The sequence below is a fragment of the Pseudomonas sp. H3(2019) genome (assembly GCF_007713465.1).
Classification (GTDB): domain Bacteria; phylum Pseudomonadota; class Gammaproteobacteria; order Pseudomonadales; family Pseudomonadaceae; genus Aquipseudomonas.
Window position 1 is genome coordinate 21895 of the sequence record NZ_VMSG01000031.1, and the last position, 26224, is coordinate 48118.

Genomic DNA, 26224 nt, shown 5'->3' on the forward strand with positions numbered 1-26224 from the left:
TAGTCACCAATATCCTCGATTGAAGGAATCTCAATGCCTCCCCTCCGTCCAATTGCTCTTTTGGTGAGCGCCGGCTTAATGGCAGGTTGCGCGGTCGGTCCGGACTACCATCGTCCGGACGCTCCGCTCTCGGATCGTTACTTGGGTCAGCCTTCTGTCGAACAGCGGCCTGGAGCGACGCCGACCAACCTTGTTGCTTGGTGGGAAGGCTTCGGTGATCCACTGCTAGCCGACTTCGTCTCCAAGGCACTTGCGCAGAATCTGGATCTGGCGCAGGCGTCGGCGCGAGTAACGCAGGCACGGGCCGGACTAGGCGCCGCAAATGCCGCTTTATTACCCTCGGGAAACATCAACGGCCAAGCCGCGCGTTCCTACCAGTCAATCGAGACCCCACTCGGCCAGGTGTTGAACTCAACGCCTGGCTATGATCGGTACGGAAGTTCCTACGAGGTCAACCTCGGTGCCAGCTGGGAGGCAGATGTCTTTGGCGGCCTGAGACGCGGACGCGAGGCCGCACTGGCCGAGTACCAGGCTTCCGAGGCGAGCGTCGCTGCCACAAGACTGGCCATCGCCGCGCAGACCGCCGATATCTACATCACTATCCGCGGATTGCAGACCCGGCTGGACATTGCGAATCGGCAAGTCAAAACGCAGCAGGCGCTACTAGAGAAAGTCCAATTGCTCTACAGCAAGGGGCTCGCCGCCAATTATCAGGTTCGTCAGACCGAGGGGGAGCTATCGCAGGTCCAAGCGACAGTGCCGGTCCTGCAGACCGGTCTGGATGCGGCCATGAATACGCTGGATGTGATGCTCGGCACGCCACCCGGCACTCACCGCACGCAACTGGCAGGTGCGGGGAGCATTCCTGTAGCGCCGCAGTTAAAGGCGATGGGAACGCCGGCCGATTTGCTGCGCCGCAGGCCAGATCTCATTGTGGCTGAGCGCCGCCTTGCGGCCTCAAACGCACGCATCGGGGAGGCGATTGCTGAGTACTATCCGAAATTCTCCCTTAGCGCATTGCTGGGCAGTGCCACGGCTGTATCCGCAGGCAACCTTTTTACCGGCGGTGCCAGCCAGTCGGTGGGCGTACTGGGACTGCGCTGGAGACTCTTCGACTTCGGTCGCATCAACGCCCAAATCGACCAAGCCAAGGGACAGGAAGCCGAAACCCTGGCCGCTTACCGTCAGTCTGTGCTGCGCGCCACCGAGGATGTCGAGAACTCGCTCTCCTCACTGGTGAATCGGGAAGCTCAAGCAAACACCCTCACCGGGGGGGAGGCGTCTCTGACACAGGCTCGCCAATCGTCGTTCATTGCCTATGAGAAAGGCACGGCCAGCCTGATCGATGTCCTGCACGCTGACGAGACGATGCTCCAGGCTTCCGATGCCCGGGCGCAAGCGCGAACGGAATCGGCACGGGCGGCGGTAGCGGTATTCAAATCGCTAGGTGGTGGCTGGCAACCTCCTGAAGCCCAGCCTGTTGCGACACGATGATTTAACCAGGCGACATAGCACTTGATGCACGCGCCTCGCCGCGCCCACGCTGACCTGCTCCCTTTTCAAGCGAGACATACCCGCAGGATTACCGAAGACCGTGCTCGCGTCTTCAGCGGAGGAGGAGCGACCGGCAAACCCCGATCCCATCCCACTGATGCTTTGTTCATCGAGAGCGAAGCCGCTTGCAAAAACGTTTGAAGATGCGAGCACGACAGCAAGGCCAAATGGGCTCTTGAACACTATTTTTTTCATTGTTTGAACTCTATGGGTATCACTGAGATGAAGCAGTAGAAGCGACTCCCCCATACTTGCTCACGTGACCAAATCAGTAAATAGTCACGACACAGGTAAATAAAATGCCCTTCGACGGATGAAAGAAGGGCAAAGTAAAAAGCCGTTTGATGATCTGTCGCTTACCCGGGTATGCCGTAAATCTTCAGCCGAAGGTCAAGGCATGAGGCTACGCAAGATGAGGTTGGAGGTGAGCGTGGGCGCCTCCTCGACGAAATCGAGGTTGTACTGCAGCAGCAAGGGGTTAACGAATGGTCGCAGCGCGAGATGTATCGCTTCTACTGTCTCGTCCAGCGGAGTCTTGCGTTCAAATTCGCCGATCTCTCGTCCCTCCCGCACGATTTGCAACACGAAGTGTTTGATGCGTGCGTCATAAGCCTGCGAACTGGGCCAGCTTTCCGACGCCGCGAACGCTGCAATGTCATAGAGTTTTCGGTCGTTAAAGAACAGATTCACACCTGTGGCGATCACAGTTTTGACCAAGCGTCGAAAGCGCTCCGTCGGCGACAGGTCTTCTACATTGATAGCCTGCTCCACAGCCGCGACGATTTCTGCCAGACAATTTGCGCAGATGGCTTCACCGATCGCCTGCTTGGAATCAAAAAATTTGTAGATGTAGGCCTTGGAGAACCCGATGGCCTTAGCCAGGTCGGAAACCGTGGTTTTGCCGTAGCCGTATTGACTGAAGTGTTCGTTGGCAGCCGCGACAATCTGGTCTCGAATGTCGTGATCGGCTGGGCCACGTGGGCTGGGCGAAGATATTGATGGCTGATTCATGGAAATAGCTTACTCACCCTATCGAGGACTTACAAACTGTGACTAATTAGACATATAGTCACAAATCGAACGTTTGGAAACCACAGTTGATCAGATTTGAAACGGGCTGACGCTTGAGTAATCGCACATGGCGGATTAGCGTTCCAAAAGTTCATTGTCGCTAACGCTAGACGCTGTGACTACATCGCTGATGAGATGCATCCGGCGCTGAATGCCGCAGTCAAGGGAGCAGCAGCACAGAAGCGCGAGGCCTTCAATACGCAACTCCCTGCCCTGTTCGCCAAAAATCCTTCGCATGATGACATGGTTGCATTTAATCGCAGCTTCAACGTGGCCCGCTGAATTCTTCGTCACTGACCCACTCGTAAACCACGTTTTTTGGAACGCGACGCACTAGTGATTTATTGAACAACATTATCTGATAGTCCTTCAATCGCGAGTGCGGCCGCCTTAGCTCGCCGATATCGCCGCCCTTCCATAGGTATCCGCTTTGAGGCGACAGCTGCCCTTAACACAGGCAGATATCGGCCGAGGTTGTGTAAACACGTACCCGTCTCTTTGAAGTCTGCGTTGCTATGTAAATTCGGCTGCCGCCCGCTTGGTAAGCAGAGCTAAAATTTGCGTAGGGACGCGCTGCGGCCTGAAAACGTTTTTACACACTCTTGACCAGAAGCAATGGGATGGACTCCTCCTCACCTCGGCATCTTGAGTGCCAGACTGAAGGTGCGAACCGCAGTCAACCGTGAGAAGGAGTCCACACATGAAGCTTATGCGCATTGGGGGTCGACCTGGCCAAGAACGTGTTTCAGATCCACGGCGTGGATCGTCATGAGCAGCCAGTCTGGCGGCAGCGTCTGCCTCGCGATCGCTGGCTGCAAACGGTGCTGGAGAAGATCGAACCCGGCTGTGAGATCGGCATGGAAAGTTGCGGTGGTGCGCACCATTGGGCGCGGCAACTACAAGCACGCGGATTTCGGGTGAGGCTGATCGCGCCGCAGTTCGTCAAGCCGTACGTCAAGAGCAACAAAAACGACGCCAACGATGCCGAGGCAATCTGCGAAGCGATGAGCCGTCCCAGCATGCGCTTCGTCGCCATCAAGACCATCGAACAACAGGATATCCAGGCGACGCATCGCATCCGGGCCGGCTTAATCGAACAGCGGACGGCCAAAGCCAATCAGATTCGTGGGTTGATCGCCGAGTACGGCCTCGTAGCGCCGAAGGAGTTACTGATGCTGCGTCGCGCAATACCGTGCTGGCTAGAAGATGCCGATAATGGTTTGACGGCACGCTTTCGTCGTCTGCTGAACGGTTTGTGGGACGACCTGCGAGCACTTGATGACCGCGTGAGAGAACTCGATGGCGAGATATCAGCGATCGCGGCAAGTGACCCAGCGGCCGCCCGTTTGCAACAGCTGCGTGGCGTCGGCCCGATGATTTCCACCGCACTTGTTGCTGCCATCGGTGATGCCAGCCAGTTTGCCAATGGCCGACAACTGGCCGCCTCGCTAGGCCTGACGCCAAAGCAACACAGCTCTGGCGGCAAGGATCGACTGCTTGGCATTAGCAAACGCGGGGATGCTTATCTGCGAACGCTGATCATCCACGGTGCGCGCTCGGCACTGCGCACAGCCAAATCCAAAGACGATCGACTCAGCCAGTGGGCTGTCCGTTTAGCCGAGCGCTCACATCCCAACGTGGCCGCTATCGCACTGGCTAACAAAACTGCACGCATGGCTTGGGCGATGCTGCGCAACGGCACTGATTACCAACCGGATCGAGCAGCGGCCTGACCTATTCATCCCGGGAGAAGCACCCCACACCACGATTGCGAAGCAACCCGAGCAATGGCAAACCGGTCGAACCGGCGTCGGCAAAACCCTCAAGTGTCCAGGTGCGCAAAGCACGTAGAAGCGATTGGGAGCCGACGCGCGAATAGCCCATCATGGCCCTGCATCGAATCGATGCCGAAGTCAGAGGCCGAATATACATGTGCAGTCGGCACGGGCGCCAAAGCAAAGGAGGCTTGCAATGAGGAGGAGTCCATATACGGACGCCTCTAGCCGAACGAAGCCTGACCGTTCCATTTTGTAGTCGAAGGTACCCTGTCGCGCATCACATCCCCCTCAGAGGATCATCGTGATCGAGGCATTGCGGCTCGCGATGCAAGCAACGCTAGTACAGCAGCCCCCAGAAGAAATGCGCTGCTGGTGATGAATGTCGCCTGATAGCCAACGCCGTCATACAGAATCCCACCCACGGTCGCGCCGAGCGTAATTGCCAGCTGAATCACGGCCACCATTAAGCCGCCGCCCGCCTCTGCATTTTGTGGAAGTACGCGTGATAGCCAAGTAAACCAGCCCACGGGTGCGCACGTAGCGATCAGACCCCATATCCCCAGCAAAACGGCTGTAGCCGCCATTGATCTGCCATAGACAATTAGAGCCACGGCAATTCCCGACATCAACAGCGGAATGAGCATCAGCACTTGAAAAAGACTTCGGTTCAGCACTGAACCGATCACCATCGTGCCCGCCAATCCGGCCATCCCAATGATCAGCAGTAGCAAGGATAATCCAGACACATCAACGCGGGTCACCGACTCAAGAAACGGGCGCAGATAGGTGAATAACGCGAACTGCCCCATAAACAAAAATGCCACCGCAGCCATGCCCAGTGAGACTTTGGCGCTACCTAACAGCCGAAACACATCAATTGCAGATCCAGACTCATTTTGACTTGGCATTTTCGGCAACGTGAATGCCTGCCAACAGAGCGCCAGAGCAGCGAGCGGAACCACACAGAAGAATGCACCTCGCCAGCCGATCAGCCCGCCCATGAAACTGCCAATGGGGGCTGCGACCGCCGTGGCGAGTGCAGTACCGCCCTGGATCAAAGCAATGGCTTTTGTAACGAAACTATCGGGTGCAATCCGCATCATGACGGCGGTCGACATTGACCAACTGCCACCAATCGCGATCCCTAAAATGGCCCGGCCCACCATCAGTGTCGAGTAGTTCGGGGCAAAGGCGACGAGCGTGCCAGAGGCAATCATCAAGGCCGTCAGGAAAAGCAAAACGGGCCTTCGGTCGAGTCGGCGAATGACTGAAGAGATGAAAAGACTGGTGATGACCGCGAAGAGGCCAGAAATTGAAATCGCTTGTCCGGCCTGCCCCTCTGTCAGCGCGAGATCGGTGGCAATTGGTGTGAGCAAACTCACCGGCAGAAACTCGGAAGTTACCAGAGCGAAGGCGCACAGCGACATCGCCAGGACGGCGCCCCACACTTGGCGGCTCGCTGTTTGAATAGGTAAAGCGGTGCTGCTCATCTAGTCTCCCCCAATGCGCAAAGCGCCAACACCGTCGAACAATTCATGCCGTCGGCATCAGCTCAGAACGGTTGAGCTGGATAATTCGAAAGGCCCCACTCAATCGAGGGGCCTGCTACTCAGTTGCCTGAACGCCCAACGATAAATGTCACTTAAGATTGGTTTGGAAGAACGAAGTCAACTTGGCGAACGGGATAAGGTTGACCCGATCATAGAGATCCACATGGCCCGCACCTGGAATGATGACAAGCTCTTTGGGTTGGCCAGCCAGTCGATAGGCCTCCTCACTGAACTCACGCGAGTGCGCATTCTCACCGGCGATGAACAGCATCGGGCGTGGCGAGATAGTCTCGATATCGTTGAACGGATAGAAGTTCATGAACTTGGCATTGCTGGTCAGCGTCGGGTGAGTGGTCAGTAACGGTGACTGGCCTTTGGGGGTGAATTCACCGCGTGGCGTGCGGTAGAAATCATAGAATTCGCGCTCAATAGCGTTGGATTTCTCCGTCAGCTTATGGACAGTTCCGCTGGTGTACTTGGTTTCGCCACCAGTGAACTCGACATAACGCTGCTCGGCGGCAGCGGCGATGGCTTGCTTCCTCTGCTCGACAGTGACGGAATGCTTCAAGCCGTTTCGATTGGCCGCGCCCATGTCGTACATGCTGACCGTGGCAACGGCCTTCATTCGAGGGTCGATCTTGGCAGCGCTGATGACGAAGCTGCCGCTACCACAGATGCCCAGGACACCAATCCGGTTCCGATCAACGAATGTCTGTGTGCCGAGGTAATCCACGGCCGCACTGAAGTCTTCTGCATAGACTTCTGGCGAAACCGCATTGTGCGGTTGACCATCACTTTCGCCCCAGAACGACAGATCGATGGCAAGGGTCACGAAACCTTGCTCAGCCAGTTTCTGGGCATATAGGTTCGAACTCTGCTCTTTGACCGCCCCCATGGGATGGCCAACGATGATCGCTGCACTTTTGCTACCGGGCTTCGAATCTTTAGGGACAAATAGATTGCCCACAGTTTTCATCTGGTACTGATTTTTGAAGGTCACCTTTCGCATCGTGACCTTCTCACTTTTATAAAAATTATCAGCTCCGTTAGACATGTCTGCTCCCAGTGCGGAGAGCGACGCCATCAGAAGGCCGAGCAAGATAACGAATTTTCTCATGGGCTGCTCCCATAGGTGAATAGGTGCTGATCGATCGGGTTCTTGGGTCTGGATCAGCGAGTGGTTTGGGCCATACCTGTGACGACAGGTGAGGCTTGCCCTATTCTCTGGGAATACGCCACGCTTGATAATCTAATGAAAGCTTGTTGAAGTTATAAGAACAGCTAATCAATATCGATAGGCGGCTTCGATGCCACGACATAATTTGAACGACCTACTGGCCTTTGTGACAGTCGCAAGGGAAGGCAGCTTTACCCGAGCGGCCGCCCACTTGGGTGTCACGCAGTCTGCACTGAGCCAGACGATTTCCGGACTTGAAAAGCGCCTGAAGATAAGACTACTGACGCGCACCACTCGCAGCGTTTCGCCGACCAGCGCCGGTGAACGACTGATGCACACCATCGGTCATCGCTTCGACGAGATCGAAGCTGAGCTGGATACTTTGATCGAGCTTCGTGACAAGCCAGCGGGCACGGTACGCATCACCTGTGGTGATTTTGTCCTGAGAACAATCCTGCTTCCCAGACTCACACCTTTGCTTCTCGAATACCCCGACATCAAGGTTGAGTTTGATATCAACTATGGCTTCCGAGACATCGTTGCCGACCGCTTCGATGCGGGCATCAGATTTGGCGACACCGTCGATAAAGATATGATCGCCGTTCCAATCGGGCCAGAAGTACGGATGGCGGCAGTAGCGTCGCCATCGTATTTCGCAAGCAACCGTGCGCCAAAGAAGCCGCAGGATCTCGTGAATCACAGGTGCATCGACATACGCTATCCAACTCTTGGCGGGCTTGCTGTTTGGGAGTTCGAAAAGCGTGGTCGCAAGGTTAATGTGCGTGTCGGTGGCCAGGTCATTCTGAACACAAGCACACATGTCCCAGCGGCGACAGTTAACGGCTTGGGCATCGCCTATTTGCCGGAAGAGGAATTTGCACCGCATATTGAGGATGGCCGCTTGGTACGGGTGCTAGAGGACTGGTGCCCTTTGTTCTCGGGCTATCACCTGTACTACCCAAGCCGTCGCTTGCCAACACCGGCTTTTTCGCTTGTTCTGAATGCTCTTCGAGGTGATCCGCTGAAGAGTTTTGGGCGAAGTTTAGAGACTGCTGAATAACGTTCACGGAAGATGGTGCCTACTTTCCGGGGCAATGCTGAGCCAGGACGCTACGAGTCAGAGCCGTAGCTATCCACCAACTCTTTCAAGGTTCGGTGATTCCCACCCATTGTCTCAACGACAACATTTCTCGCAGCACCTTCAATGCCTGGCTAAATGATCAAGATCTGCACTGCACTGCACTGCACGCCTTAGGCAACTTGATCTAATCGCCAATGGAGCCAACACCCTATTTAGGGGCGTCCATCTATGTGTTCCCCCACGGTTCACTGACTGGCGAAAACGGCAATGAAGCAATTATCTCAGCGTGGCAAACCTCGAGTATTTCATCAGCCAGAGAAGAATCATCTGGGCAGGCGCGTGACAACATGACCGCACCGATTGCATGCGCCAGCATGTCGATCATTTTTGCCCGTACCCCATCCTGCGGCGCGTCTTGCCTCGCCTTGTACTTTTCTTCAAGCGCTGCCAGCGCGCTTTCTACACCGCTGGCAAAGGTGGCTTTCAACTCATCTGATTGACGCGCAGCGTCTCCACAAAGGGCCGCCATGGTGCAACCGCTGCCCCTGCCGTCTCGGTGATCCCTCGACACATAAAGATCGACGAATTCAGCAACGTCGAGACCTTCGGAACTGTTCAGCGAATGCGAAAGACTGTTCGCTGCCGCTTCAGCCATCAGATCAGCCTTGGAGCCGAAGTGTTTGTAGAAACCTCCTTGCGTAAAACCGGCTGCAGCCATTAGTTCCGCCACCCCCACGCCATCGTAGCCACGCTCGCGAAACAGCTCTGAAGCCGTCTCAACGATGTGAGCTCGATTGGCGAGTGATTGCGCCTTGGTGATCTTCATTTCGTGCGCCTCTGCATCTCAAAGCTATGCCCCCATCATACTATGATGTCGATCACAATCAAAAGCGTTGACAGCTTTGAGCATGATCGACATCATAAATACACCAACGCGAATCTTCCCTGGCACGGCGCATGTTGCCTTCATTAATCAACGAGTATGGAAACGATATGAACGATAAGACGTTATTTGAGCCGTACACGCTCGGCTCGCTGACACTTTCCAACAGAATCGTGATGGCTCCGCTGACGCGTAACCGTGCGGGGGAAGGCTTCGTCCCGAGCGAGTTCGCTGCAACCTATTACAGCCAGAGAGCTTCTACAGGCCTGTTGATCTCCGAAGCCTCGCAGATCTCGCAGCAGGGACAGGGCTACCAGGACACGCCCGGCATCTACACGCAGGTGCAGATTGATGGCTGGCGCAAGGTCACCGATGCCGTCCACGCAAAAGGCGGACGAATTTTCCTGCAGTTGTGGCATGTCGGACGCGTATCGCACGTTGACCTGCAGGAGAACGGTGCCGCTCCGGTAGCACCCTCCGCTCTCCGTCCCGTGACCAAGGTGTTCGTCAACAATAGCTTCCGGGACGTTTCAGAGCCGCGAGCGCTTGATATCAGCGAGCTTCCTGAGATCGTTAATGATTTTCGCCAAGCGGCGGCAAATGCCATCGCTGCGGGATTCGATGGCGTAGAGATCCACGGCGCAAACGGCTATTTGCTGGATCAGTTCGTCAAGGACGGTGCCAATATCCGCACCGATGCCTACGGTGGCTCGATTGAAAATCGCGCTCGCCTACTGCTGGAAGTGACGGCGGCGGTAGTAAACGAGGTCGGTGCCGGACGCACAGGTATCCGTATATCGCCAGTTTCGCCAGCCAATGGAGTCTCCAGCAGCGAACCGCAGGCCCAGTTTGACTACATTGTCGACCAACTCGATGCCTTGGGCATTGTGTACCTCCATGTGGTCGAAGGCGCGACTGGCGGGCCGCGCGATATTGCGCCCTTCGACTTTGGTTCTTTGCGCCAACGCTTCAAAAACACTTACATCGCGAACAATGGCTACGACGCGAATTTGGCCACCTCTCAACTCAACGATGACAAGGCTGACTTGATCGCCTTTGGACGTCCCTTCATAGGTAACCCGGACTTGGTGGAGCGCCTTAAAAACGCTGCCTCTTTGTCGGCATTCGATTCTGCGACCCTGTATGGCGGTGGTGCAGAAGGCTACATCGACTACCCAACCCTTGCTGAATCCAGCACCCGACACGGCTAAAAATCACGTCTGCGCACGTCCTCCGGACACCACGCATGACTCGCCTATCGATATCTGAAACAGAGGATCAATTCATGAGCATCCCTACCACTGTTCTCATTACCGGCGCCTCCACTGGCATCGGCGCCACCTATGCCGAGCGCTTTGCACAGCGCGGACACGACCTCGTACTGGTTGCCCGCGACAAAGGGCGGCTGGATGCTCTTGCAGCCCAGCTGCGTGAGAAACACAACATCACCATTGATGTTCTCCTGGCTGACCTGACCCAAATCAGAGATTTGACCACGGTCGAGGCTCGCCTGCGCGATGACGCCAGCATTGGCATCCTGGTGAACAATGCAGGCGCCGCACAATCCGGCAGCTTTATCGAACAATCCACCGACAGCGTTGCTCAGTTGGTTACGCTCAACACTACCGCACTGGTACGGCTTGCCAGCGCCATCGCCCCACGCCTGGCACAAGCCGGGGACGGAGCGATTATCAACATAGGCTCGGTTGTTGGCCTGGCACCTGAGTTCGGCATGACGGTCTACGGCGCGACCAAGGCGTTTGTGTTGTTTCTTTCACAAGGTATGAGCCTGGAGCTAGCGCCCAAAGGCGTCTATGTGCAAGCCGTTCTGCCAGCAGCCACTCGTACCGAAATCTGGGAGCGAGCGGGTATCGACATCAATACCCTCAGTGACGTCATGGAAGTGGGTGATCTGGTCGATGCCGCGCTGGTCGGATTTGATCGTCGCGAGCCCGTGACCATTCCACCATTACATGACGCCGCACGTTGGGATGCATTGCAGGGTGCACGTCAGGGCTTGCTGTCGCAGATCAGGCAATCCGATGTCGCCGAGCGTTATCAAGCCAAGGCGTAATCATCGTGCAGCAGGCGCTGGTGCGCAGCTCTCGATTTAAAAGCGCCTGCAACACACAGTCTCACTTGCAGTTTTTCGACCCGCAACACGGGGCAAACATGAATATTCAAGACACAAAACTTCATCCCGGGTCGCACACGCCGTTCGTAAATGCAGCGAACCAATGGATCAAGGTCGAAGGAACAGCGTTCGCTTACCGTGACATAGGCCCCAAGAGTGAGTTGCCGCTCGTTCTGCTTAACCATTGGGGCGCAGTGCTGGACAACTTCGACCCACGGGTCATGGATGGGCTCGCAAGCACCAGACGCATCATCGCCACTGACTATCGGGGAATCTGCGCATCAGGTGGTACCGCCCCGGCGACAGTCAGGGAAATGGCAAACGATTCCATCGCCGTGATTCGGGCGCTGGGGTTCAAAAAAATCGACCTGCTGGGTTTTTCACTCGGAGGGTTCGTGGCCCAGGAAATTGCCCTTAGCGCCCCTGACCTGGTGCGAAGACTAATTCTGACCGGCACGGGGCCCGCCGGCGGCAAGGGCATCGACAAAGTCTGGTCAGTGTCCTGGCCGTTGATGCTTAAAGGATTGCTGACGTTGCGCGATCCAAAGACCTACCTATTCTTCACCTCGACGGTCAATGGTCGGCGAGCCGCCAAGGATTTTCTGAAGCGCTTGAAAGAGCGCAGGAAAGATCGAGTTGAAAACTCTACGCCAACCGCTTTTATGCGGCAGTTGAAAGCCATTAACGCGTGGGGCAGACAGCCTTCGCAAAACCTCAGCCGCATACAGGTACCGACGCTGATCGCCAACGGTGATACCGACATCATGGTTCCAACGGTGAACTCCACCGACCTGGCAAACCGGATCCCGAATTCACACCTAATCATTTACGAAGACGCCGGGCATGGCGGGATTTTCCAACATCATGCCGACTTCGTGGCGAAAGCAACAGCATTCCTCGATGCCTGAGGATGTTCCGCCATTCCCATTTGAAGCTATAAGAGTTGACTCATCATGAAGGCATTTTTAATCGACCGTTATGGCAAAAAAGCGGGACGTATTGGCGAGGTGGCCGTTCCCGAGGTGGGTGATCATGACGTTCTGGTTCAAGTGCATGCGACAAGCGTGAACTTGCTCGATACGAAGATCAGCACAGGCGAATTCAAACTGATCCTGCCGTATTCATTCCCGCTGATATTGGGAAACGACCTGGCTGGGGTCGTGACTAGCGTTGGATCCGCTGTGCAGCGCTTCAAGCCAGGTGACGAAGTCTACGCGCGCCCTCCTCAAGAGCGCATAGGCACGTTCGCTGAGCTCATTGCAGTGAAGGAAAATGCGCTGGCGTTAAAACCCCAAAATATCAATATGCAAGAAGCCGCCTCTCTCCCCTTGGTCGCTCTGACGGCCTGGCAGGTGTTGGTTGAAACAGCCAGGTTGAAAAAAGGCCAGAAGGTGTTTATCCACGCCGGCTCCGGTGGCGTCGGCACCCTCGCCATCCAGCTCGCCAAGCATCTGGGCACCTTCGTCGCGACAACCACCAGCACAAACAATGTGGATTGGGTCAAGGCACTGGGAGCAGACGTTGTTATCGACTACAAGAAGCAAAACTTCGAAAGTATTCTGCAAGATTATGACGTCGTATTGAATAGCCTGGGCGCTGATGAGCTGGAAAAGTCGCTCACCATTCTGAGGCCTGGTGGCCAGCTCATATCCATCTCAGGGCCGCCGACGCCACAGTTCGCCCAAGAGCAAAAGCTGCCCTGGGTATTGAGCCTGATCATGCGTATGTTGAGCAGCGGGATCCGCAGAAAAGCGCGCAAAAAAAACATCAACTATGCGTTCGTATTTATGCGTGCCAGTGGTGCCCAGCTGGATGAGATAACGGCGCTCATCGAGTCCGGCATTATAAAGCCGGTGATCGACCGAACCTTCCCTTTCGAATCGACAGCCGAGGCGTTGAGTTATATCGGGCAAGGGAGATCAAAAGGCAAGGTCATTATTAAAATACAATAACTAACCGCCACCACTCTATGACGAGAGATTAGATTGAGCAGCATGTCTTGGCATTCCGATGCTATCGGTATGTCAGCAGCGAACTCCATTGATTGAAGTTGTTAATAAAAGAACCCGCTCGTCAGTCCGGCGTCATTACTGATTACTGGCTTCCACATATCGGCAATGAATTATGATCGCAATACCTGATTATGTTCATAACAAAATTTCTTACATCTAGCCCTTTGGCACTGGAGTATCGAATGAGTGCACTTTCCGAAAGAACCGCGATAGTGACCGGTGCATCATCTGGTATTGGTCGCGCGACCGCCGAGGCTCTGGTGCGGGCGGGATATACGGTATTTGGCACGAGCCGCAAGGCCGGCAACAGTCCAACGCAGGTGTCCATGCTCATTTGCGATGTGACAGATGGTGACTCTGTCAGTGCTCTCGTTTCAACTGTACTCGCGCAGACCGGGCGGATCGACTTGTTGGTCAATAATGCTGGCGTCGGCCTGCTTGGTGGCGCTGAGGAGTTTTCGATCTCACAGGTGCAGGCACTGTTCGATGTCAATCTGTTTGGAGTAATCCGCATGTCCAATGCGGTGTTACCGTCGATGCGGCAGTGTGGCCAGGGGCGCATCATCAATATCGGATCGATTTTGGGATTGGTACCAGCGCCCTACTCCGCTCATTATTCGGCGGTTAAGCACGCTTTAGAGGGCTATTCGGAATCTCTTGATCACGAGGTTCGTGCCTTCAATATTAGAGTCTCGGTCATCGAGCCGGCATTCGTGCGTACCGTCTTCGATCAGAACGGGATTGAGCCGGATTCGCTATTGAAGGAGTACGATCAGGCTCGAGCCGGGTTCAGAGCGTTGCTAGACGAGGTGATGCCAAAAGCCGATCTGCCAGAAGTTGTGGCGGCTGTAGTGCTGAAAGCGGCGACCGATGTCCGCCCGCAGCATCGCTATACTGCCGGCAAGGCAGCGCAACAAATCAGCATGCTGCGCCGCTTCGCCCCCGCAGGAATGTTTGATAAGAGCTTGCGCAAGCAATTCCGCCTGCCGGTCTGAACCACAGGGCCTGCGGTCGCCTAGGTCTCGTTGGCAGGGATCCATTCCCCGGGTACCACAGGATTTTTGGTGCAACGGGGATCTTCGATGGCACCGACCTGCTCGCTCGGTGCGGATGGGCTTCAGAGGGGCGGACTCTGTCCATGGCAGATCACTACCGGGCCGCACCGGGCATGATCATCAGGTGGGCACTAAGCGAGTCCCAATACTGCAATGTCATGTCGAAGTCAACGAGTGGTTTCCATCAGAGATGGACAGGCAACGATTGCTCGACCTCCGAGACGTAAGGAGGCCAAAGCTTTGTGTGCTGAGCAAGCAGGAAAAGGTAGGCGCCTGGCTGCTATCGCAGTCTAGTTATTAGTTGGGTTACGCGGATTCAAGATAATGATCCCCCCTCCTGAAAGCGTCCCTCCTCATTTTTCCTCCTGCTACGCTGACCTCTTCCACGGAGGAATCACTATGTCCAACGCAGACCTGCTCCCTTCCTTGCTGTTCAAGATCAACGAAAGCCAGCTCGCATTAGAAGCCACAATTATGGAGCTTTCGAACTGGGTAGAGCAGCGAGGTGCGGCCGAGGTTGCCGATAATGTCCACGGCGCCCAGGACGCCATCGACAAGAATGAAGAATTCATCGGTAGACGCTCGCGGTGATGATGGCGCCCAAGTGACTGCTATCGAAAGCTGCCCTTCATGACAAGCAGCTATCCGTACACACCGGGGCCAACTCTCGCCGACCATATACGCATGGCGAGTTGAGCCGCCTCCTCTTGTGCCGACTCAACGAGACAGGCACCTTTACCCTACAAATCTTTATCAAAACGGAACGAGGCTCCATAAGCGGAATCCGGCAAATGGTTAGCGCCATCGGCCCGTAACCGCGAACGGAAAGTACCGCTCTGTGGCTGAGTACGATATAAGCCACGTTTTTGTAGTTCAGGAATGACCAACTCAACGAAGTCTTCGAGGCTGCCCGGGCTAATCAGCGGGTTGAGCATATAGCCGCTGGTTCCGGAAATACGGGCGTGCTCCTCTATCCGATCGGCCACTTGTTGCGGTGTTCCCACCAGAATCAGGTCACTGCCCCGGGTGACGTTGGCAAAGCGCTGTTTGACATCGCCGGCGGTCAAAGGCTTGCCACTGCCATCGGGACGCATCACATAGGAGGTCATGCCTTCGGTGTGAGTCGACAACGCGTCGCCGTCCGCGTAGCGGCTGATATCGATACCGGTATCGCCGGCATAACTCACCAGTTGCGCCTGCAAGTGGTAGTTGCTTTGCAGTTCATCATATTTGCGTTGGGCTTCTATCTCCGTTTTGGCCGTGACGATCCGAAGTACCGTCAGTGATTTTACATCCTCAGCGTGACGACCCCGACCCCTGGCCTGTGTCCATATATCTTCCAATCCGTGGCGAATCTCCAGCGGGTTGGACTTGGCGATGAAAATCAGTTCGGCGTGTTTGGCCGCAAACTCACGACCACGACCTGACCAACCGGCCTGGATCAGCAGAGGTGTGCGTTGTGGTGATGGAGAAGTCAAATGCGGCCCGGCCACCCGGTAGTGCTCGCCAACATGGTTGATTGGTCGCACGCGATCGCCCTTGGCATAGATCTGGCGAGACTTGTCGGCAACCACAGCATCGTTTGCCCAGCTACCTTCCCAGAGTTTGTAAACGACATCGAGAAACTCCTCGGCGCGCTCATAACGATCATCATGCTTGATCATCTGCTCCAGGCCGAAGTTGCGAGCGGCACTGGTCAGGTAGGAGGTGACGATATTCCACCCGACTCGGCCATTGGTCAGGTGATCCAGCGTGCTAAAGCGACGGGCATGGGTGAAAGGATGTTCGTAACTGGTAGTGACAGTGACGCCGAAGGCCAGGTTTTCCGTCACCGCAGCTAATGCCGGGATGATCATCAACGGATCGTTGGCCGGGGCTTCCACGGCCCACTTCACGGCCGCGTCGGCATTACCGCCAAACACGTCGTAGAAGCCCAACACATCACCAAAAAACAACATATCGAGATGAGCCTGGTCGGCGACACGTGCCAGGTTCGACCAGTAGCCCAGAGAGTTGATGGTCAGTCGTTCATCAGCCGGGTGCGTCCAGAGGCTTGGCGCGCCGCCACAGCCAACGCTGGCTTGCTCATACAGCGCAAACAAAAGAGGTTTTGGATCGGACATCGTAGTTCCTGTAAAAATCAATGAACGGGGCGGTTCACCGCTGATTCTTGAAACCTTTCCCGCGAGCAGAAACACAAAAACAGCGTCAGTGCGGCGCCTGCAAGAAGCCGTTCGGCCCCAAATGCAGGCCGACCAGATTGGGCAACTTCTCCAGAATGATCGAGAACTTCAGATCGAAGCTCATGAAAAACATGACGCACAAGCCGAACAGCACCACCCAGGTCAAGTACAGGCGAGTGCGAAAACCAAGTAGCCGGCTGAAATGGCGCGTCTCGGTTACGGGGGCGACAGTCGCCTTGGCTGGGTATGGATTGAGGGCTGTCATTGGCTGATATCGGCACCGATCCACTTCTGTGAAATCTTGCTTAATGTGCCGTCGGCCTTGAGCTGAGTGACGACTTCAGTGATTTTGACATTCCATTGTGGATCGCCCTTTTCGATCGCTACGACGTTGGGCTCCGCATACAGCGTGTCGCCAGCAATTTTAAAGCGAGGATCCTGGACGGTGCGTTCGCGAGCAGTGATGAGGTTGGTGACCATTGCATCCAGGCGCACGCCCGTGCCCAAAGCCAGATCCTGGAAGGCTACCGTTTCGTTGTCGTATGGCGCGATCTGGACGCTTTCGAATGGATAGCTCAACGGCTTGTCCTCGGCGCCTTCAATCACCAGATCTTTGTTCAGATAGGCTTCATAGGTCGACGCACTGATCACACCGACTTTTTTACCTGACAGATCCTTGCCCGTGACAATGCTCTTGTCTTTGGCATTCACCACAATCACGGCCGGTGATTGGTAATACTCGACCGGGAAGTCGAACACTTCGGCACGTGCCTTGCTCGGGGTCATAGAGCAGACGCAGATGTCATATCGTCCGCTCCAGCGTCCAGCAGCAATTACATCCCAAGATGGTGTTTCCAGTTTGAGCTTCACGCCTAGCCGTTGCGCGACAGCTTTGGCGACATCTACGTCAAACCCGTCCAGTTGGTTCTGTTCATTGAGAAAGGAGAATGGCGGATAATTTTCCATCAAAACGCCGGTCAGCTCTCCGCTCTTGGTCACGCGATCCAGAGTGGCGCCAGCGAAAGCCGTCGAGCATGTAGCCAATAATGCCAAGCCAAAAGGTAAAAGCGCCTTAGTTTTCACAGACAAGTGCTCCAATCGATTCAAAATACCGAATAGATTAAAACGCACTATAAAAATAGTTAATACTACATTTATGGAATATAAGACTGCATTCAAGCTATATTGGATCTAGCGATTCAGACGCTACTTACGAGCCGTCAACGAGGTCCATCCCTGCCCTCCATCGCCAAGCTTCCTGCGGGGAAGGGAGGACTTTGGCACACAGAAATCTTGCGTCCATCCCCTCCGAAAGAGGTGAGGAATCCACCGAGAGCCAGTCGTTTTGTAGGGGTAAAAACGTTATAAAATAAAAAGGGGTCGCGAGATAAAATCTCGCAACCCCTTAAATTATATGGTCGGGACGGAGTGATTCGAACACTCGACCCCTAGCACCCCATGCTAGTGCGCTACCGGACTGCGCTACGCCCCGACTAGGCGTGAAACCTGTTCCTCATCTCGAGGAACGCTTAAGAATATATCGCAAGCTTTTGAAAACTGGAAGTATTTAAAAGCAGGAATTTATTTCTTGAGTACCACCAGAACATCTTCGAGCTCGGCGATCATCTGGCGAATCATTTGCTTGTATTGGGTGGTGTCGTCTTTGGCTTCATCGCCGGAAAGGCGCAGGCGCGCTCCGCCGATGGTGAACCCCTGGTCGTAGAGCAACGCGCGGATCTGCCGGATCATCAGCACATCCTGCCGCTGATAGTACCGGCGATTTCCGCGGCGCTTGACGGGGTTGAGTTGAGGAAACTCCTGCTCCCAGTAGCGCAGCACGTGCGGTTTTACCGCACAAAGCTCGCTGACTTCACCAATGGTGAAGTAGCGTTTGCCTGGGATGACGGGAAGCTCGTCGTTATGACTTGGTTCCAGCATAAGCCTCAACTCGGGCCTTCAACTTCTGCCCTGGACGAAAGGTGACCACACGGCGAGCCGTGATCGGGATTTCTTCTCCCGTTTTCGGATTGCGGCCAGGCCGCTGGCGTTTGTCACGAAGGTCGAAGTTGCCGAAACCGGACAACTTCACCTGTTCGTTGTCTTCAAGAGCGTGCCTGATTTCTTCAAAGAACAGTTCGACCAATTCCTTGGCCTCCCGCTTGTTCAGGCCCAGCTCTTCATACAGACGTTCCGCCATCTCAGCTTTCGTCAAAGCCCCCATACGTCACTTCCTTAACGTGGCGTTCAACCTTTGTTCGAGCGAGGTGAGGATGTTTTGCGTCGTGGTATTCACCTCATCGTCATTAAGAGTGCGCGATGGATGCTGCCAGGTCAAGCCAACTGCAAGGCTTTTTCTATGCGGATCAATACCTTTACCCTGATACACGTCAAATAGCCTGAGGTCCGTCAGCCATTCGCCTGCATTTTCACGGATTACGTCCAGTACGGCACTGGCTGCAACGTCTTTGTCCGCCAGCAGCGCAAGGTCACGACGCACTTCAGGAAAGCGCGACAACTCGCTGAATTTAGGCATTTTGCCCAACGCCACTTCGGCCAGTACCAGCTCGAAAACGAAGACCGGACGGTCGAGACCGAGGGTTTTCGACAATTCAGGGTGAATAGCGCCGATGTAGCCGACTACGCGACCTTCACGTTCGATGCGCGCGGTTTGACCCGGGTGCAACGCAGGGTGGCTGCCAGGTACGAACGTGAAAGAGTCCAGCGCACCGGCAAAGCCCAGCACTGCTTCCACGTCGGCTTTGACGTCGAAGAAATCCACGGTATCGCGACCTTGGGCCCAGCCTTCCGGCAGACGGCCACCGCAAACCACACCGGCCAGCATCGGCTCTTGCTTCAGGCCTTCCAGCTGACCGACAAAGCGCAGGCCGCTTTCGAACAGACGGACGCGGTCTTGCTGGCGGTTCAGGTTGTGCTGAAGCGCCTTGACCAGACCCGGCCACAGGGACGAACGCATGGCGGCCATGTCGTTGGAGATCGGGTTGGCCAGCAACAGAGGCTCGACGCCCGGGTTGAACAGTTCGAATTGCTTCGGATCGATGAAGCTGTAGGTGATTGCTTCCTGATAACCACGAGCCACCAGCAGGCGACGCAGTTCAGGCAGATCGCTACGCGCTTCAGCCTTGGCTTGCGGTGCCAGGCGGGCTTGCGGGTAGCGAACCGGCAGACGGTTGTAACCGTACAGGCGGGCCAGCTCTTCGATCAGGTCGACTTCCAGGCTGATGTCGAAGCGATGGCTTGGCACTTCTACGCGCCACTGCCCTGCCCCGTCGGCGGAAATCTTCAGACCCAAAGCGCTGAGCAGACGCTCGACTTCGGCCGAATCCATTTCCATACCCAGCATCTGGGTGATGCGCTGGGCACGCAGGGTGACCGGAGCAATCGACGGCAGGTGCTGCTCGCTGACGGTTTCGATGATCGGGCCAGCTTCGCCGCCGGTGATTTCCAGCAGCAGGCCGGTGGCGCGCTCCATGGCTTCACGGGCCAGCTGCCAGTCCACACCACGCTCGTAGCGGTGCGAGGCGTCGGTGTGCAGGCCGTAGGAACGAGCCTTGCCAGCAACGGCGATCTGATCGAAGAACGCGCTTTCCAGGAACACATCGCGAGTGGTTGCGGAAACACCGCTGTGCTCGCCACCCATCACGCCAGCAATCGCCAGAGCACGGGAATGGTCGGCGATCACCAGCGTATCGCTACGCAGGCTGACTTCCTGACCGTCGAGCAGCACCAGCTTCTCGCCTTCTTCGGCCATGCGTACGCGGATGCCGCCATTGATTTCGGCGAGATCGAAAGCGTGCAGCGGTTGACCCAGCTCCAGCATCACATAGTTGGTGATGTCGACGGCAGCGTCGATGCTGCGCACGTCAGCGCGACGCAGACGCTCGACCATCCACAGCGGTGTAGGCTTGGACAGATCGACGTTACGGATCACCCGCCCCAGGTAACGCGGGCAAGCGGCAGGTGCCAGGACCTCAACCGAACGCACTTCATCATGCGCGGCTGGAACACTGGCAACGACCGGGCGCGTGACTTCGGCAGCATAGAGCGCACCGACTTCACGGGCCAGACCGGCCAGGGACAGGCAGTCACCACGGTTCGGGGTCAGGTCGACCTCGATGCTGGCGTCGTCCAGGCTCAGGTATTCACGAATGTCCTGACCGACCGGCGCATCGCCCGGCAATTCCATCAGGCCATCGTTGCCTTCACCGATTTGCAGTTCGGCCTGCGAGCACAGCATGCCGTTGGACTCAACGCCACGCAGCTTGGCTTTCTTGATTTTGAAGTCGCCTGGCAGTTCGGCACCGATCATGGCGAACGGGATCTTCAGGCCCGGGCGCACGTTCGGCGCGCCGCAAACTACCTGGAAGGTCTCCGCGCCATTGCTGACCTGGCAAACACGCAGCTTGTCGGCGTCCGGGTGCTGCTCGGTGCTCAGCACCTCGCCCACGACCACGCCACTGAATTCACCGGCGGCCGGCGTAACGCTATCGACCTCAAGACCGGCCATCGACAGACGAGCAACCAGCTCGTCGCGACTTACCTGCGGGCTTACCCAGCCGCGCAGCCATTGTTCACTGAATTTCATCCTGCTCTCCTAAGAATTCGTTACGACTAGCGAAATTGCGCGAGGAACCGCAAGTCGTTGTCGAAGAACAGACGCAAGTCGTTCACGCCGTAACGCAGCATGGCCAGACGTTCAACGCCCATGCCGAAGGCAAAGCCCGAAAACTCTTCCGGGTCGATCCCGGACATGCGCAGCACGTTCGGGTGAACCATGCCGCAGCCCATCACTTCCAGCCAGCCAGTCTGCTTGCAGACGCGGCAGCCTTTACCGCTACACATCACGCATTCCATGTCGACTTCGGCGGACGGCTCGGTGAACGGGAAATACGAAGGACGGAAACGCACTGCCAGTTCTTTTTCGAAGAACACACGCAGGAACTCTTCGATAGTCCCTTTCAGGTCGGCGAAGTTGATATCGCGGTCGACCAGCAGGCCTTCGACCTGGTGGAACATCGGTGAGTGGGTGATATCGGAGTCGCTGCGGTACACACGGCCTGGGCAGACGATGCGGATCGGCGGCTGTTTTGACTCCATGGTGCGGACCTGTACCGGCGAGGTATGGGTGCGCAGCAACATGTTGGCATTGAAATAGAAGGTGTCATGCATCGACCGGGCCGGGTGATGGCCTGGGATGTTGAGCGCCTCGAAGTTGTGATAGTCGTCTTCGACCTCAGGGCCTTCGGCAATGCCGTAGCCAATATGGGTGAAGAACTGTTCGATACGTTCCAGAGTGCGAGTAACCGGATGCAGACCACCGGAGGTCTGACCACGGCCAGGCAGGGTCACATCAATGGATTCGGCGGACAGTTTGGCGGCCAGGTCGGCCTCTTCAAACAGTGCCTTGCGCGCATTGAGAACCTCTGTGACACGCTCCTTGGCAACGTTGATCAGGGCGCCGACTTGCGGACGCTCTTCTGCCGGCAAATTCCCCAGGGTCTTCATCACCTGAGTCAATTCACCCTTTTTGCCAAGGTAGTGAACCCGGATTTGCTCCAGGGCATTGATATCTTCAGCGCTTTGCACAGCCTCTAGTGCTTGAGAGACCAGCGCATCCAGGTTTTCCATGTACAGACTCCAGATACAAAATAGGGGAAGAGCTTGAAGGCTCTTCCCCTATTTATGACGTTTAACACCTGGCCCCACAGAGGTGAGGCCGGGTGACTGTCGGGGGTACTTAAGCCAAGGTGGCTTTAGCTTTCTCGACAATCGCAGCAAACGCCGCTTTTTCGTTCACTGCCAGATCAGCCAGAACCTTACGGTCGATCTCGATGGACGCTTTTTTCAGGCCGGCGATGAAACGGCTGTAGGACAGACCGTTGATACGTGCACCAGCGTTGATACGAGCGATCCACAGAGCGCGGAACTGACGTTTTTTCTGACGACGGTCACGGTAGGCGTATTGGCCTGCCTTGATTACCGCTTGCTTGGCAACACGGAATACGCGCGAGCGAGCGCCGTAGTAGCCTTTAGCAAGTTTCAGAATTTTTTTGTGACGTTTACGGGCAATGACGCCACGCTTTACACGAGCCATGAGTTACTTCCTCTATTCTTAACCAAAAATTAACGAAGGCGCAGCATGCGCTCGACTTTTGCCACGTCAGACGGATGCAGCAAGCTGCTACCGCGCAGTTGACGCTTACGCTTGGTCGACATTTTGGTCAGGATGTGGCTCTTGAAAGCGTGCTTGTGCTTGATACCGTTAGCAGTTTTCAGAAACCGCTTAGCAGCACCACTTTTAGTTTTCATCTTTGGCATGTTCGGATACTCCGCATTCAGTTGATAAACATAATCGCAAGGCCTGCCGTGCCCTGTTGATTACTTCTTCTTTTTCGGGGCGATGACCATGATCAGCTGGCGTCCTTCCATCTTAGGATGCTGTTCGACCGAACCGTACTCGAGCAGGTCACCTTCAACCCGCTTGAGGAGTTCCATCCCCAGCTCCTGGTGGGCCATCTCACGGCCGCGGAATCGCAAGGATACCTTGGCCCTGTCCCCGTCACTCAGGAAACGTACCAGGTTGCGCAGTTTTACCTGGTAATCCCCTTCCTCCGTCCCTGGACGAAACTTGATTTCTTTAACCTGAATCTGCTTCTGGTTTTTCTTCGCCGCAGCAATCTGCTTCTTCTTTTCGAAGATCGATTTGCCGTAGTCCATCACACGGCAAACCGGTGGGACTGCGTCTGCGGAGATTTCTACCAGATCAAGCTTGGCTTCTTCAGCAATACGAAGCGCTTCATCAATCGAGACGATGCCAATCTGCTCGCCGTCAGCGCCAATTAACCGAACCTCGCGTGCCGAGATATTCTCGTTGATCGGGGCTTTCGGTGCAGCTCGTTTATCTTGTCTCATTTCACGCTTAATAATAATTACTCCGAATCTGGGCGACCACGCCGGGAAACCGCTTGCGCGAGGAACTCAGCGAACTGGGCGACGGGCATCGAGCCCAGGTCAGCACCTTCACGAGTACGCACAGCGACAGTCTGCATCTCGACTTCCCGATCTCCAATAACCAAGAGATAGGGAACCTTGAGCAAAGTATGCTCGCGGATTTTAAAGCCGATCTTTTCATTTCTCAAGTCAGACTTGGCACGAAAACCGCTTTGATTGAGAGTTTTTTCAACTTCAGCGGCAAAATCTGCCTGTTTATCAGTGATATTCATGATCACTGCCTGAGTCGGAGCCAGCCACGCAGGGAACGCGCCCTCGTAATGCTCGATCAGAATCCCGACGAATCGCTCAAAGGAACCCAGAATCGCCCGGTGCAACATCACCGGGTGCTTGCGACTGTTGTCTTCGGAGACGTATTCGGCTCCCAGACGGATCGGCAGGTTAAAATCGAGCTGCAAGGTACCACATTGCCAGACACGACCGAGGCAATCTTTTAGCGAGAACTCGATTTTCGGGCCGTAGAAAGCCCCCTCGCCTGGCTGCAGATCGTACGGCAGGCCCGCACTATCAAGGGCTGCGGCCAGCGCGGATTCTGCGCGATCCCACAACTCATCGGAGCCGACGCGTTTTTCCGGACGAGTGGACAGCTTCATTACGACGTCGGTAAAGCCGAAATCGGCGTAGACATCCATGGTCAACTTGATGAACGCGGCGGATTCGGCCTGCATCTGCTCTTCAGTACAGAAGATGTGCGCATCGTCCTGGGTGAACCCGCGCACGCGCATGATGCCGTGCAACGCACCGGACGGCTCGTTACGGTGACAAGCACCGAATTCGGCCAGACGCATCGGCAGTTCACGGTAGCTTTTCAGGCCCTGATTGAACACTTGCACGTGGCAAGGGCAGTTCATTGGCTTGATCGCGTAGTCGCGGCTTTCCGACTGCGTGGTGAACATGTTCTCGGCGTAGTTGGCCCAGTGCCCGGATTTCTCCCACAGGCTACGGTCAACCACTTGCGGGGTCTTGATCTCCAGGTAGCCGTTTTCACGCTGAACCTGGCGCATGTACTGCTCGAGCACCTGGTACAGGGTCCAGCCGTTCGGGTGCCAGAAAACCATGCCCGGCGCTTCTTCCTGGGTATGGAACAGGCCGAGACGCTTGCCGATCTTGCGATGGTCGCGCTTTTCAGCTTCTTCGATACGCTGGATGTAAGCCGCCAGTTGCTTTTTGTCAGCCCAGGCAGTGCCGTAAACGCGCTGCAGTTGCTCGTTTTTGGCATCGCCGCGCCAGTAGGCGCCGGACAGCTTGGTCAGCTTGAAGGATTTCAGGAAGCGGGTGTTCGGCACGTGCGGACCGCGGCACATGTCGACGTATTCTTCGTGATAGTACAGGCCCATGGCCTGTTCGTTCGGCATGTCTTCGACCAGGCGCAGCTTGTAGTCTTCGCCGCGGCTGGTGAACACGTCGATCACTTCGGCGCGCGGAGTGACTTTCTTGATGACGTCGTAATCTTTTTCGATCAGCAGGTGCATGCGCTGCTCGATCGCCGCCAGGTCGTCCGGAGTGAAAGGACGCTCGTAGGCGATGTCGTAATAGAAGCCTTCATCGATGACCGGACCGATCACCATTTTCGCCGTCGGGTACAGCTGCTTGACCGCGTGGCCAATCAGGTGAGCGCAAGAGTGGCGAATGATCTCCACTCCCTCTTCATCCTTGGGCGTGATGATTTGCAGGGTCGCGTCGCTGTCGATGACATCGCTGGCGTCAACCAGTTTGCCGTTGACCTTGCCGGCCACGGTGGCCTTGGCCAGACCGGCACCAATGGATGCGGCGACCTCGGCTACGGAAACCGGATGATCGAAGGAACGTTGACTGCCGTCGGGAAGAGTAATAGTGGGCATGGCGCCTCCTCTCCTAGTGGTGACCCCTACCAAAGGTCACGTGGGTTGGGATGAGCAGCCAGTACGCGACTCAGTCCAGGCCATTCAATAATGAACGCCTGCCTTACAGCGGCAGGAGCCTTGCGGCCAACCGGGAACCGAACCAGAGTGACTGGAGATCAAATCAGGGTTATTCGGGTATTGGCCGCTACTGGCGAACAGATCGTCCAGAGCCTGAAAATACCCAAGCGCTGGATCCTAGCACAGATGAACGGTCGTCGACGCGACCTTGTTTGTCCAACGCCGAATTCAGGGCTTTTGCATCAAAAAGTGAACTTGAGATGTACGACCCACCTCAAATAGGCTGAGAATCGCCACACATTATCGACCTCACGGAGTTCCAGCTATGCGTCTTATCCGCCTTATCGCCCTTGCCTCCCCACTGATCATGCTGCTCCCGCTGAGCGCGCAGGCTGCCTGGCCTGCCGGGGTTCGCGAAAGCTATATGAAGGACTGCGTTGGTGCCGCCAGTCAGAGCGTCGACCAGAAGACAGCCGAACAGCATTGTGCCTGTGGCGCGGACAAGCTGAACGAGAAGTTTACAACGGCCGAAATCAGCGAGCTGATGAGCAAGACGAAACAGCCGAGTGCGGAGCTGCGAACCAAGGCGCTGGACGCCATTGCGGCCTGCAGAGTCGTTAAATAAGCTGCCGCAGGGCTGAAAAACAACGCCTTTGGCGAGTAGAAAATAGCCAAAAAACCGCTATTTCAGACAAATTACGCAGCTTTTACAGCTTTTTTTACAGGTCATGTATTTGGCTGCAGGCCTTTTAAACCGGGGCTTCCAGCCATACACAACGACAAAGAACAGGCGATACGAAGGCAAACAGCACGTCC

The 26224-nt window shown here is 55.8% G+C and carries 25 protein-coding genes, 1 tRNA gene and 3 pseudogenes; 11 read left to right on the forward strand and 18 right to left on the reverse strand.

What is annotated here, in order from left to right; all coding sequences use genetic code 11:
- Window positions 1-33 precede the first annotated feature (33 nt).
- Window positions 34-1494 carry an efflux transporter outer membrane subunit gene (locus FPT12_RS24530; protein ID WP_145021195.1) on the forward strand — a complete coding sequence of 487 codons (1461 nt, stop codon included), beginning with the start codon at window positions 34-36 and terminating at the stop codon, window positions 1492-1494.
- 36 nt (window positions 1495-1530) lie between these two features.
- Here FPT12_RS24530 and FPT12_RS24535 read toward each other — a convergent pair.
- Window positions 1531-1749, reverse strand: a pseudogene (locus FPT12_RS24535) (outer membrane protein transport protein); the annotation flags it as partial.
- A 195-nt stretch (window positions 1750-1944) separates the two neighbouring features.
- Complete coding sequence (locus tag FPT12_RS24540; RefSeq protein WP_145021198.1) at window positions 1945-2565, reverse strand: TetR/AcrR family transcriptional regulator; 621 nt, start codon at window positions 2563-2565, stop codon at window positions 1945-1947.
- Between the two features lie 195 nt (window positions 2566-2760).
- On the opposite strand from FPT12_RS24540, the gene FPT12_RS27755 reads away from it, so the two are divergent.
- Window positions 2761-2907 carry a hypothetical protein gene (locus tag FPT12_RS27755; RefSeq protein WP_178098883.1) on the forward strand — a complete coding sequence of 49 codons (147 nt, stop codon included), beginning with the start codon at window positions 2761-2763 and terminating at the stop codon, window positions 2905-2907.
- Window positions 2908-3341: 434 nt separating this feature from the next.
- Complete coding sequence (locus FPT12_RS24545; protein WP_145021200.1) at window positions 3342-4358, forward strand: IS110 family transposase; 1017 nt, start codon at window positions 3342-3344, stop codon at window positions 4356-4358.
- Between the two features lie 341 nt (window positions 4359-4699).
- Here FPT12_RS24545 and FPT12_RS24550 read toward each other — a convergent pair whose 3' ends face one another.
- Window positions 4700-5893, reverse strand: a complete 1194-nt coding sequence (locus FPT12_RS24550) for an MFS transporter (RefSeq protein WP_145021203.1) — start codon at window positions 5891-5893, stop codon at window positions 4700-4702.
- Window positions 5894-6041: 148 nt separating this feature from the next.
- A complete protein-coding gene (locus FPT12_RS24555; protein WP_145021206.1) occupies window positions 6042-7070 on the reverse strand; it encodes an alpha/beta hydrolase in 1029 nt (342 codons plus the stop codon).
- 190 nt (window positions 7071-7260) lie between these two features.
- Between FPT12_RS24555 and FPT12_RS24560 the strand changes: the two genes are divergently transcribed.
- On the forward strand, window positions 7261-8190 hold the full coding sequence (locus tag FPT12_RS24560; protein WP_145021209.1) for a LysR family transcriptional regulator: 930 nt from the start codon (window positions 7261-7263) through the stop codon (window positions 8188-8190).
- Between the two features lie 50 nt (window positions 8191-8240).
- On the opposite strand, the gene FPT12_RS28460 is transcribed toward FPT12_RS24560, so the two are convergent.
- Entirely contained in the window at window positions 8241-8336 is a 96-nt protein-coding gene (locus FPT12_RS28460; protein ID WP_371922608.1) for a hypothetical protein, read from the reverse strand.
- Window positions 8337-8437: 101 nt separating this feature from the next.
- Complete coding sequence (locus FPT12_RS24565) at window positions 8438-9037, reverse strand: TetR/AcrR family transcriptional regulator (RefSeq protein WP_145021212.1); 600 nt, start codon at window positions 9035-9037, stop codon at window positions 8438-8440.
- Between the two features lie 167 nt (window positions 9038-9204).
- On the opposite strand from FPT12_RS24565, the gene FPT12_RS24570 reads away from it, so the two are divergent.
- From FPT12_RS24570 to FPT12_RS24595, 6 genes and pseudogenes are all read left to right on the forward strand, one after another.
- Window positions 9205-10305, forward strand: a complete 1101-nt coding sequence (locus FPT12_RS24570) for an alkene reductase (protein ID WP_145021215.1) — start codon at window positions 9205-9207, stop codon at window positions 10303-10305.
- Between the two features lie 74 nt (window positions 10306-10379).
- Window positions 10380-11168, forward strand: coding sequence for an SDR family oxidoreductase (locus tag FPT12_RS24575; RefSeq protein ID WP_145021218.1), 789 nt, complete (start codon window positions 10380-10382; stop codon window positions 11166-11168).
- Between the two features lie 98 nt (window positions 11169-11266).
- Window positions 11267-12136, forward strand: a complete 870-nt coding sequence (locus FPT12_RS24580; RefSeq protein WP_145021304.1) for an alpha/beta fold hydrolase — start codon at window positions 11267-11269, stop codon at window positions 12134-12136.
- A gap of 45 nt (window positions 12137-12181) precedes the next feature.
- On the forward strand, window positions 12182-13180 hold the full coding sequence (locus FPT12_RS24585; RefSeq protein ID WP_145021221.1) for an NADP-dependent oxidoreductase: 999 nt from the start codon (window positions 12182-12184) through the stop codon (window positions 13178-13180).
- Between the two features lie 242 nt (window positions 13181-13422).
- Window positions 13423-14235 (forward strand): oxidoreductase, encoded by an 813-nt coding sequence (locus FPT12_RS24590; RefSeq protein WP_145021224.1) that lies wholly within the window; start codon window positions 13423-13425, stop codon window positions 14233-14235.
- 459 nt (window positions 14236-14694) lie between these two features.
- Window positions 14695-14903 (forward strand): annotated as a pseudogene (locus FPT12_RS24595) (hypothetical protein).
- A 132-nt stretch (window positions 14904-15035) separates the two neighbouring features.
- Here the strand turns inward: FPT12_RS24595 and FPT12_RS24600 are convergent.
- From FPT12_RS24600 to thrS, 12 genes and pseudogenes are all read right to left on the reverse strand, one after another.
- Entirely contained in the window at window positions 15036-16418 is a 1383-nt protein-coding gene (locus FPT12_RS24600) for an LLM class flavin-dependent oxidoreductase (protein ID WP_145021227.1), read from the reverse strand.
- 62 nt (window positions 16419-16480) lie between these two features.
- Window positions 16481-16743: pseudogene (locus FPT12_RS24605) on the reverse strand (amino acid ABC transporter permease); the annotation flags it as partial.
- A complete protein-coding gene (locus tag FPT12_RS24610) occupies window positions 16740-17561 on the reverse strand; it encodes a transporter substrate-binding domain-containing protein (RefSeq protein ID WP_145021230.1) in 822 nt (273 codons plus the stop codon). The gene FPT12_RS24610 and the pseudogene FPT12_RS24605, both read right to left, overlap by 4 nt.
- A gap of 332 nt (window positions 17562-17893) precedes the next feature.
- A tRNA-Pro gene (locus FPT12_RS24615) sits at window positions 17894-17970 on the reverse strand.
- Window positions 17971-18059: 89 nt separating this feature from the next.
- Window positions 18060-18416 carry a MerR family transcriptional regulator gene (locus FPT12_RS24620; protein WP_003179985.1) on the reverse strand — a complete coding sequence of 119 codons (357 nt, stop codon included), beginning with the start codon at window positions 18414-18416 and terminating at the stop codon, window positions 18060-18062.
- A complete protein-coding gene (gene ihfA, locus FPT12_RS24625) occupies window positions 18397-18699 on the reverse strand; it encodes an integration host factor subunit alpha (protein ID WP_002553164.1) in 303 nt (100 codons plus the stop codon). The genes FPT12_RS24620 and ihfA overlap by 20 nt, the downstream gene beginning before the upstream one ends.
- 3 nt (window positions 18700-18702) lie before the next feature.
- Window positions 18703-21081, reverse strand: a complete 2379-nt coding sequence (gene pheT / locus FPT12_RS24630; protein WP_145021233.1) for a phenylalanine--tRNA ligase subunit beta — start codon at window positions 21079-21081, stop codon at window positions 18703-18705.
- Window positions 21082-21107: 26 nt separating this feature from the next.
- Complete coding sequence (pheS, locus tag FPT12_RS24635; RefSeq protein WP_007905876.1) at window positions 21108-22124, reverse strand: phenylalanine--tRNA ligase subunit alpha; 1017 nt, start codon at window positions 22122-22124, stop codon at window positions 21108-21110.
- 109 nt (window positions 22125-22233) lie between these two features.
- Complete coding sequence (gene rplT / locus FPT12_RS24640) at window positions 22234-22590, reverse strand: 50S ribosomal protein L20 (RefSeq protein WP_007905879.1); 357 nt, start codon at window positions 22588-22590, stop codon at window positions 22234-22236.
- A gap of 29 nt (window positions 22591-22619) precedes the next feature.
- Entirely contained in the window at window positions 22620-22814 is a 195-nt protein-coding gene (gene rpmI, locus FPT12_RS24645) for a 50S ribosomal protein L35 (RefSeq protein ID WP_002553160.1), read from the reverse strand.
- 60 nt (window positions 22815-22874) lie between these two features.
- On the reverse strand, window positions 22875-23426 hold the full coding sequence (gene infC / locus FPT12_RS24650; RefSeq protein WP_169843736.1) for a translation initiation factor IF-3: 552 nt from the start codon (window positions 23424-23426) through the stop codon (window positions 22875-22877).
- The gene (gene thrS, locus FPT12_RS24655) at window positions 23426-25348 is read right to left on the reverse strand and encodes a threonine--tRNA ligase (protein ID WP_145021236.1); all 1923 of its coding nucleotides are present in this window, start codon (window positions 25346-25348) and stop codon (window positions 23426-23428) included. Before thrS ends, infC begins: the two co-directional genes overlap by 1 nt.
- A gap of 385 nt (window positions 25349-25733) precedes the next feature.
- Here thrS and FPT12_RS24660 point away from each other — a divergent pair, with 385 nt between their 5' ends.
- The gene (locus tag FPT12_RS24660) at window positions 25734-26033 is read left to right on the forward strand and encodes a hypothetical protein (protein WP_145021239.1); all 300 of its coding nucleotides are present in this window, start codon (window positions 25734-25736) and stop codon (window positions 26031-26033) included.
- The last annotated feature ends 191 nt before the right edge of the window (window positions 26034-26224 follow it).

Bases quoted from the DNA above. Each gene is read 5' to 3' on its own strand.
- FPT12_RS24530 (WP_145021195.1), top strand. From the start codon at position 34: ATGCCTCCCCTCCGTCCAATTGCTCTTTTGGTGAGCGCCGGCTTAATG.
- FPT12_RS24540 (WP_145021198.1), bottom strand. From the start codon at position 2,565: ATGAATCAGCCATCAATATCTTCGCCCAGCCCACGTGGCCCAGCCGAT.
- FPT12_RS27755 (WP_178098883.1), top strand. From the start codon at position 2,761: ATGCATCCGGCGCTGAATGCCGCAGTCAAGGGAGCAGCAGCACAGAAG.
- FPT12_RS24550 (WP_145021203.1), bottom strand. From the start codon at position 5,893: ATGAGCAGCACCGCTTTACCTATTCAAACAGCGAGCCGCCAAGTGTGG.
- FPT12_RS24555 (WP_145021206.1), bottom strand. From the start codon at position 7,070: ATGAGAAAATTCGTTATCTTGCTCGGCCTTCTGATGGCGTCGCTCTCC.
- FPT12_RS24560 (WP_145021209.1), top strand. From the start codon at position 7,261: ATGCCACGACATAATTTGAACGACCTACTGGCCTTTGTGACAGTCGCA.
- FPT12_RS24565 (WP_145021212.1), bottom strand. From the start codon at position 9,037: ATGAAGATCACCAAGGCGCAATCACTCGCCAATCGAGCTCACATCGTT.
- FPT12_RS24570 (WP_145021215.1), top strand. From the start codon at position 9,205: ATGAACGATAAGACGTTATTTGAGCCGTACACGCTCGGCTCGCTGACA.
- FPT12_RS24575 (WP_145021218.1), top strand. From the start codon at position 10,380: ATGAGCATCCCTACCACTGTTCTCATTACCGGCGCCTCCACTGGCATC.
- FPT12_RS24580 (WP_145021304.1), top strand. From the start codon at position 11,267: ATGAATATTCAAGACACAAAACTTCATCCCGGGTCGCACACGCCGTTC.
- FPT12_RS24585 (WP_145021221.1), top strand. From the start codon at position 12,182: ATGAAGGCATTTTTAATCGACCGTTATGGCAAAAAAGCGGGACGTATT.
- FPT12_RS24590 (WP_145021224.1), top strand. From the start codon at position 13,423: ATGAGTGCACTTTCCGAAAGAACCGCGATAGTGACCGGTGCATCATCT.
- FPT12_RS24600 (WP_145021227.1), bottom strand. From the start codon at position 16,418: ATGTCCGATCCAAAACCTCTTTTGTTTGCGCTGTATGAGCAAGCCAGC.
- FPT12_RS24620 (WP_003179985.1), bottom strand. From the start codon at position 18,416: ATGCTGGAACCAAGTCATAACGACGAGCTTCCCGTCATCCCAGGCAAA.
- ihfA (WP_002553164.1), bottom strand. From the start codon at position 18,699: ATGGGGGCTTTGACGAAAGCTGAGATGGCGGAACGTCTGTATGAAGAG.
- pheT (WP_145021233.1), bottom strand. From the start codon at position 21,081: ATGAAATTCAGTGAACAATGGCTGCGCGGCTGGGTAAGCCCGCAGGTA.
- pheS (WP_007905876.1), bottom strand. From the start codon at position 22,124: ATGGAAAACCTGGATGCGCTGGTCTCTCAAGCACTAGAGGCTGTGCAA.
- rplT (WP_007905879.1), bottom strand. From the start codon at position 22,590: ATGGCTCGTGTAAAGCGTGGCGTCATTGCCCGTAAACGTCACAAAAAA.
- rpmI (WP_002553160.1), bottom strand. From the start codon at position 22,814: ATGCCAAAGATGAAAACTAAAAGTGGTGCTGCTAAGCGGTTTCTGAAA.
- thrS (WP_145021236.1), bottom strand. From the start codon at position 25,348: ATGCCCACTATTACTCTTCCCGACGGCAGTCAACGTTCCTTCGATCAT.
- FPT12_RS24660 (WP_145021239.1), top strand. From the start codon at position 25,734: ATGCGTCTTATCCGCCTTATCGCCCTTGCCTCCCCACTGATCATGCTG.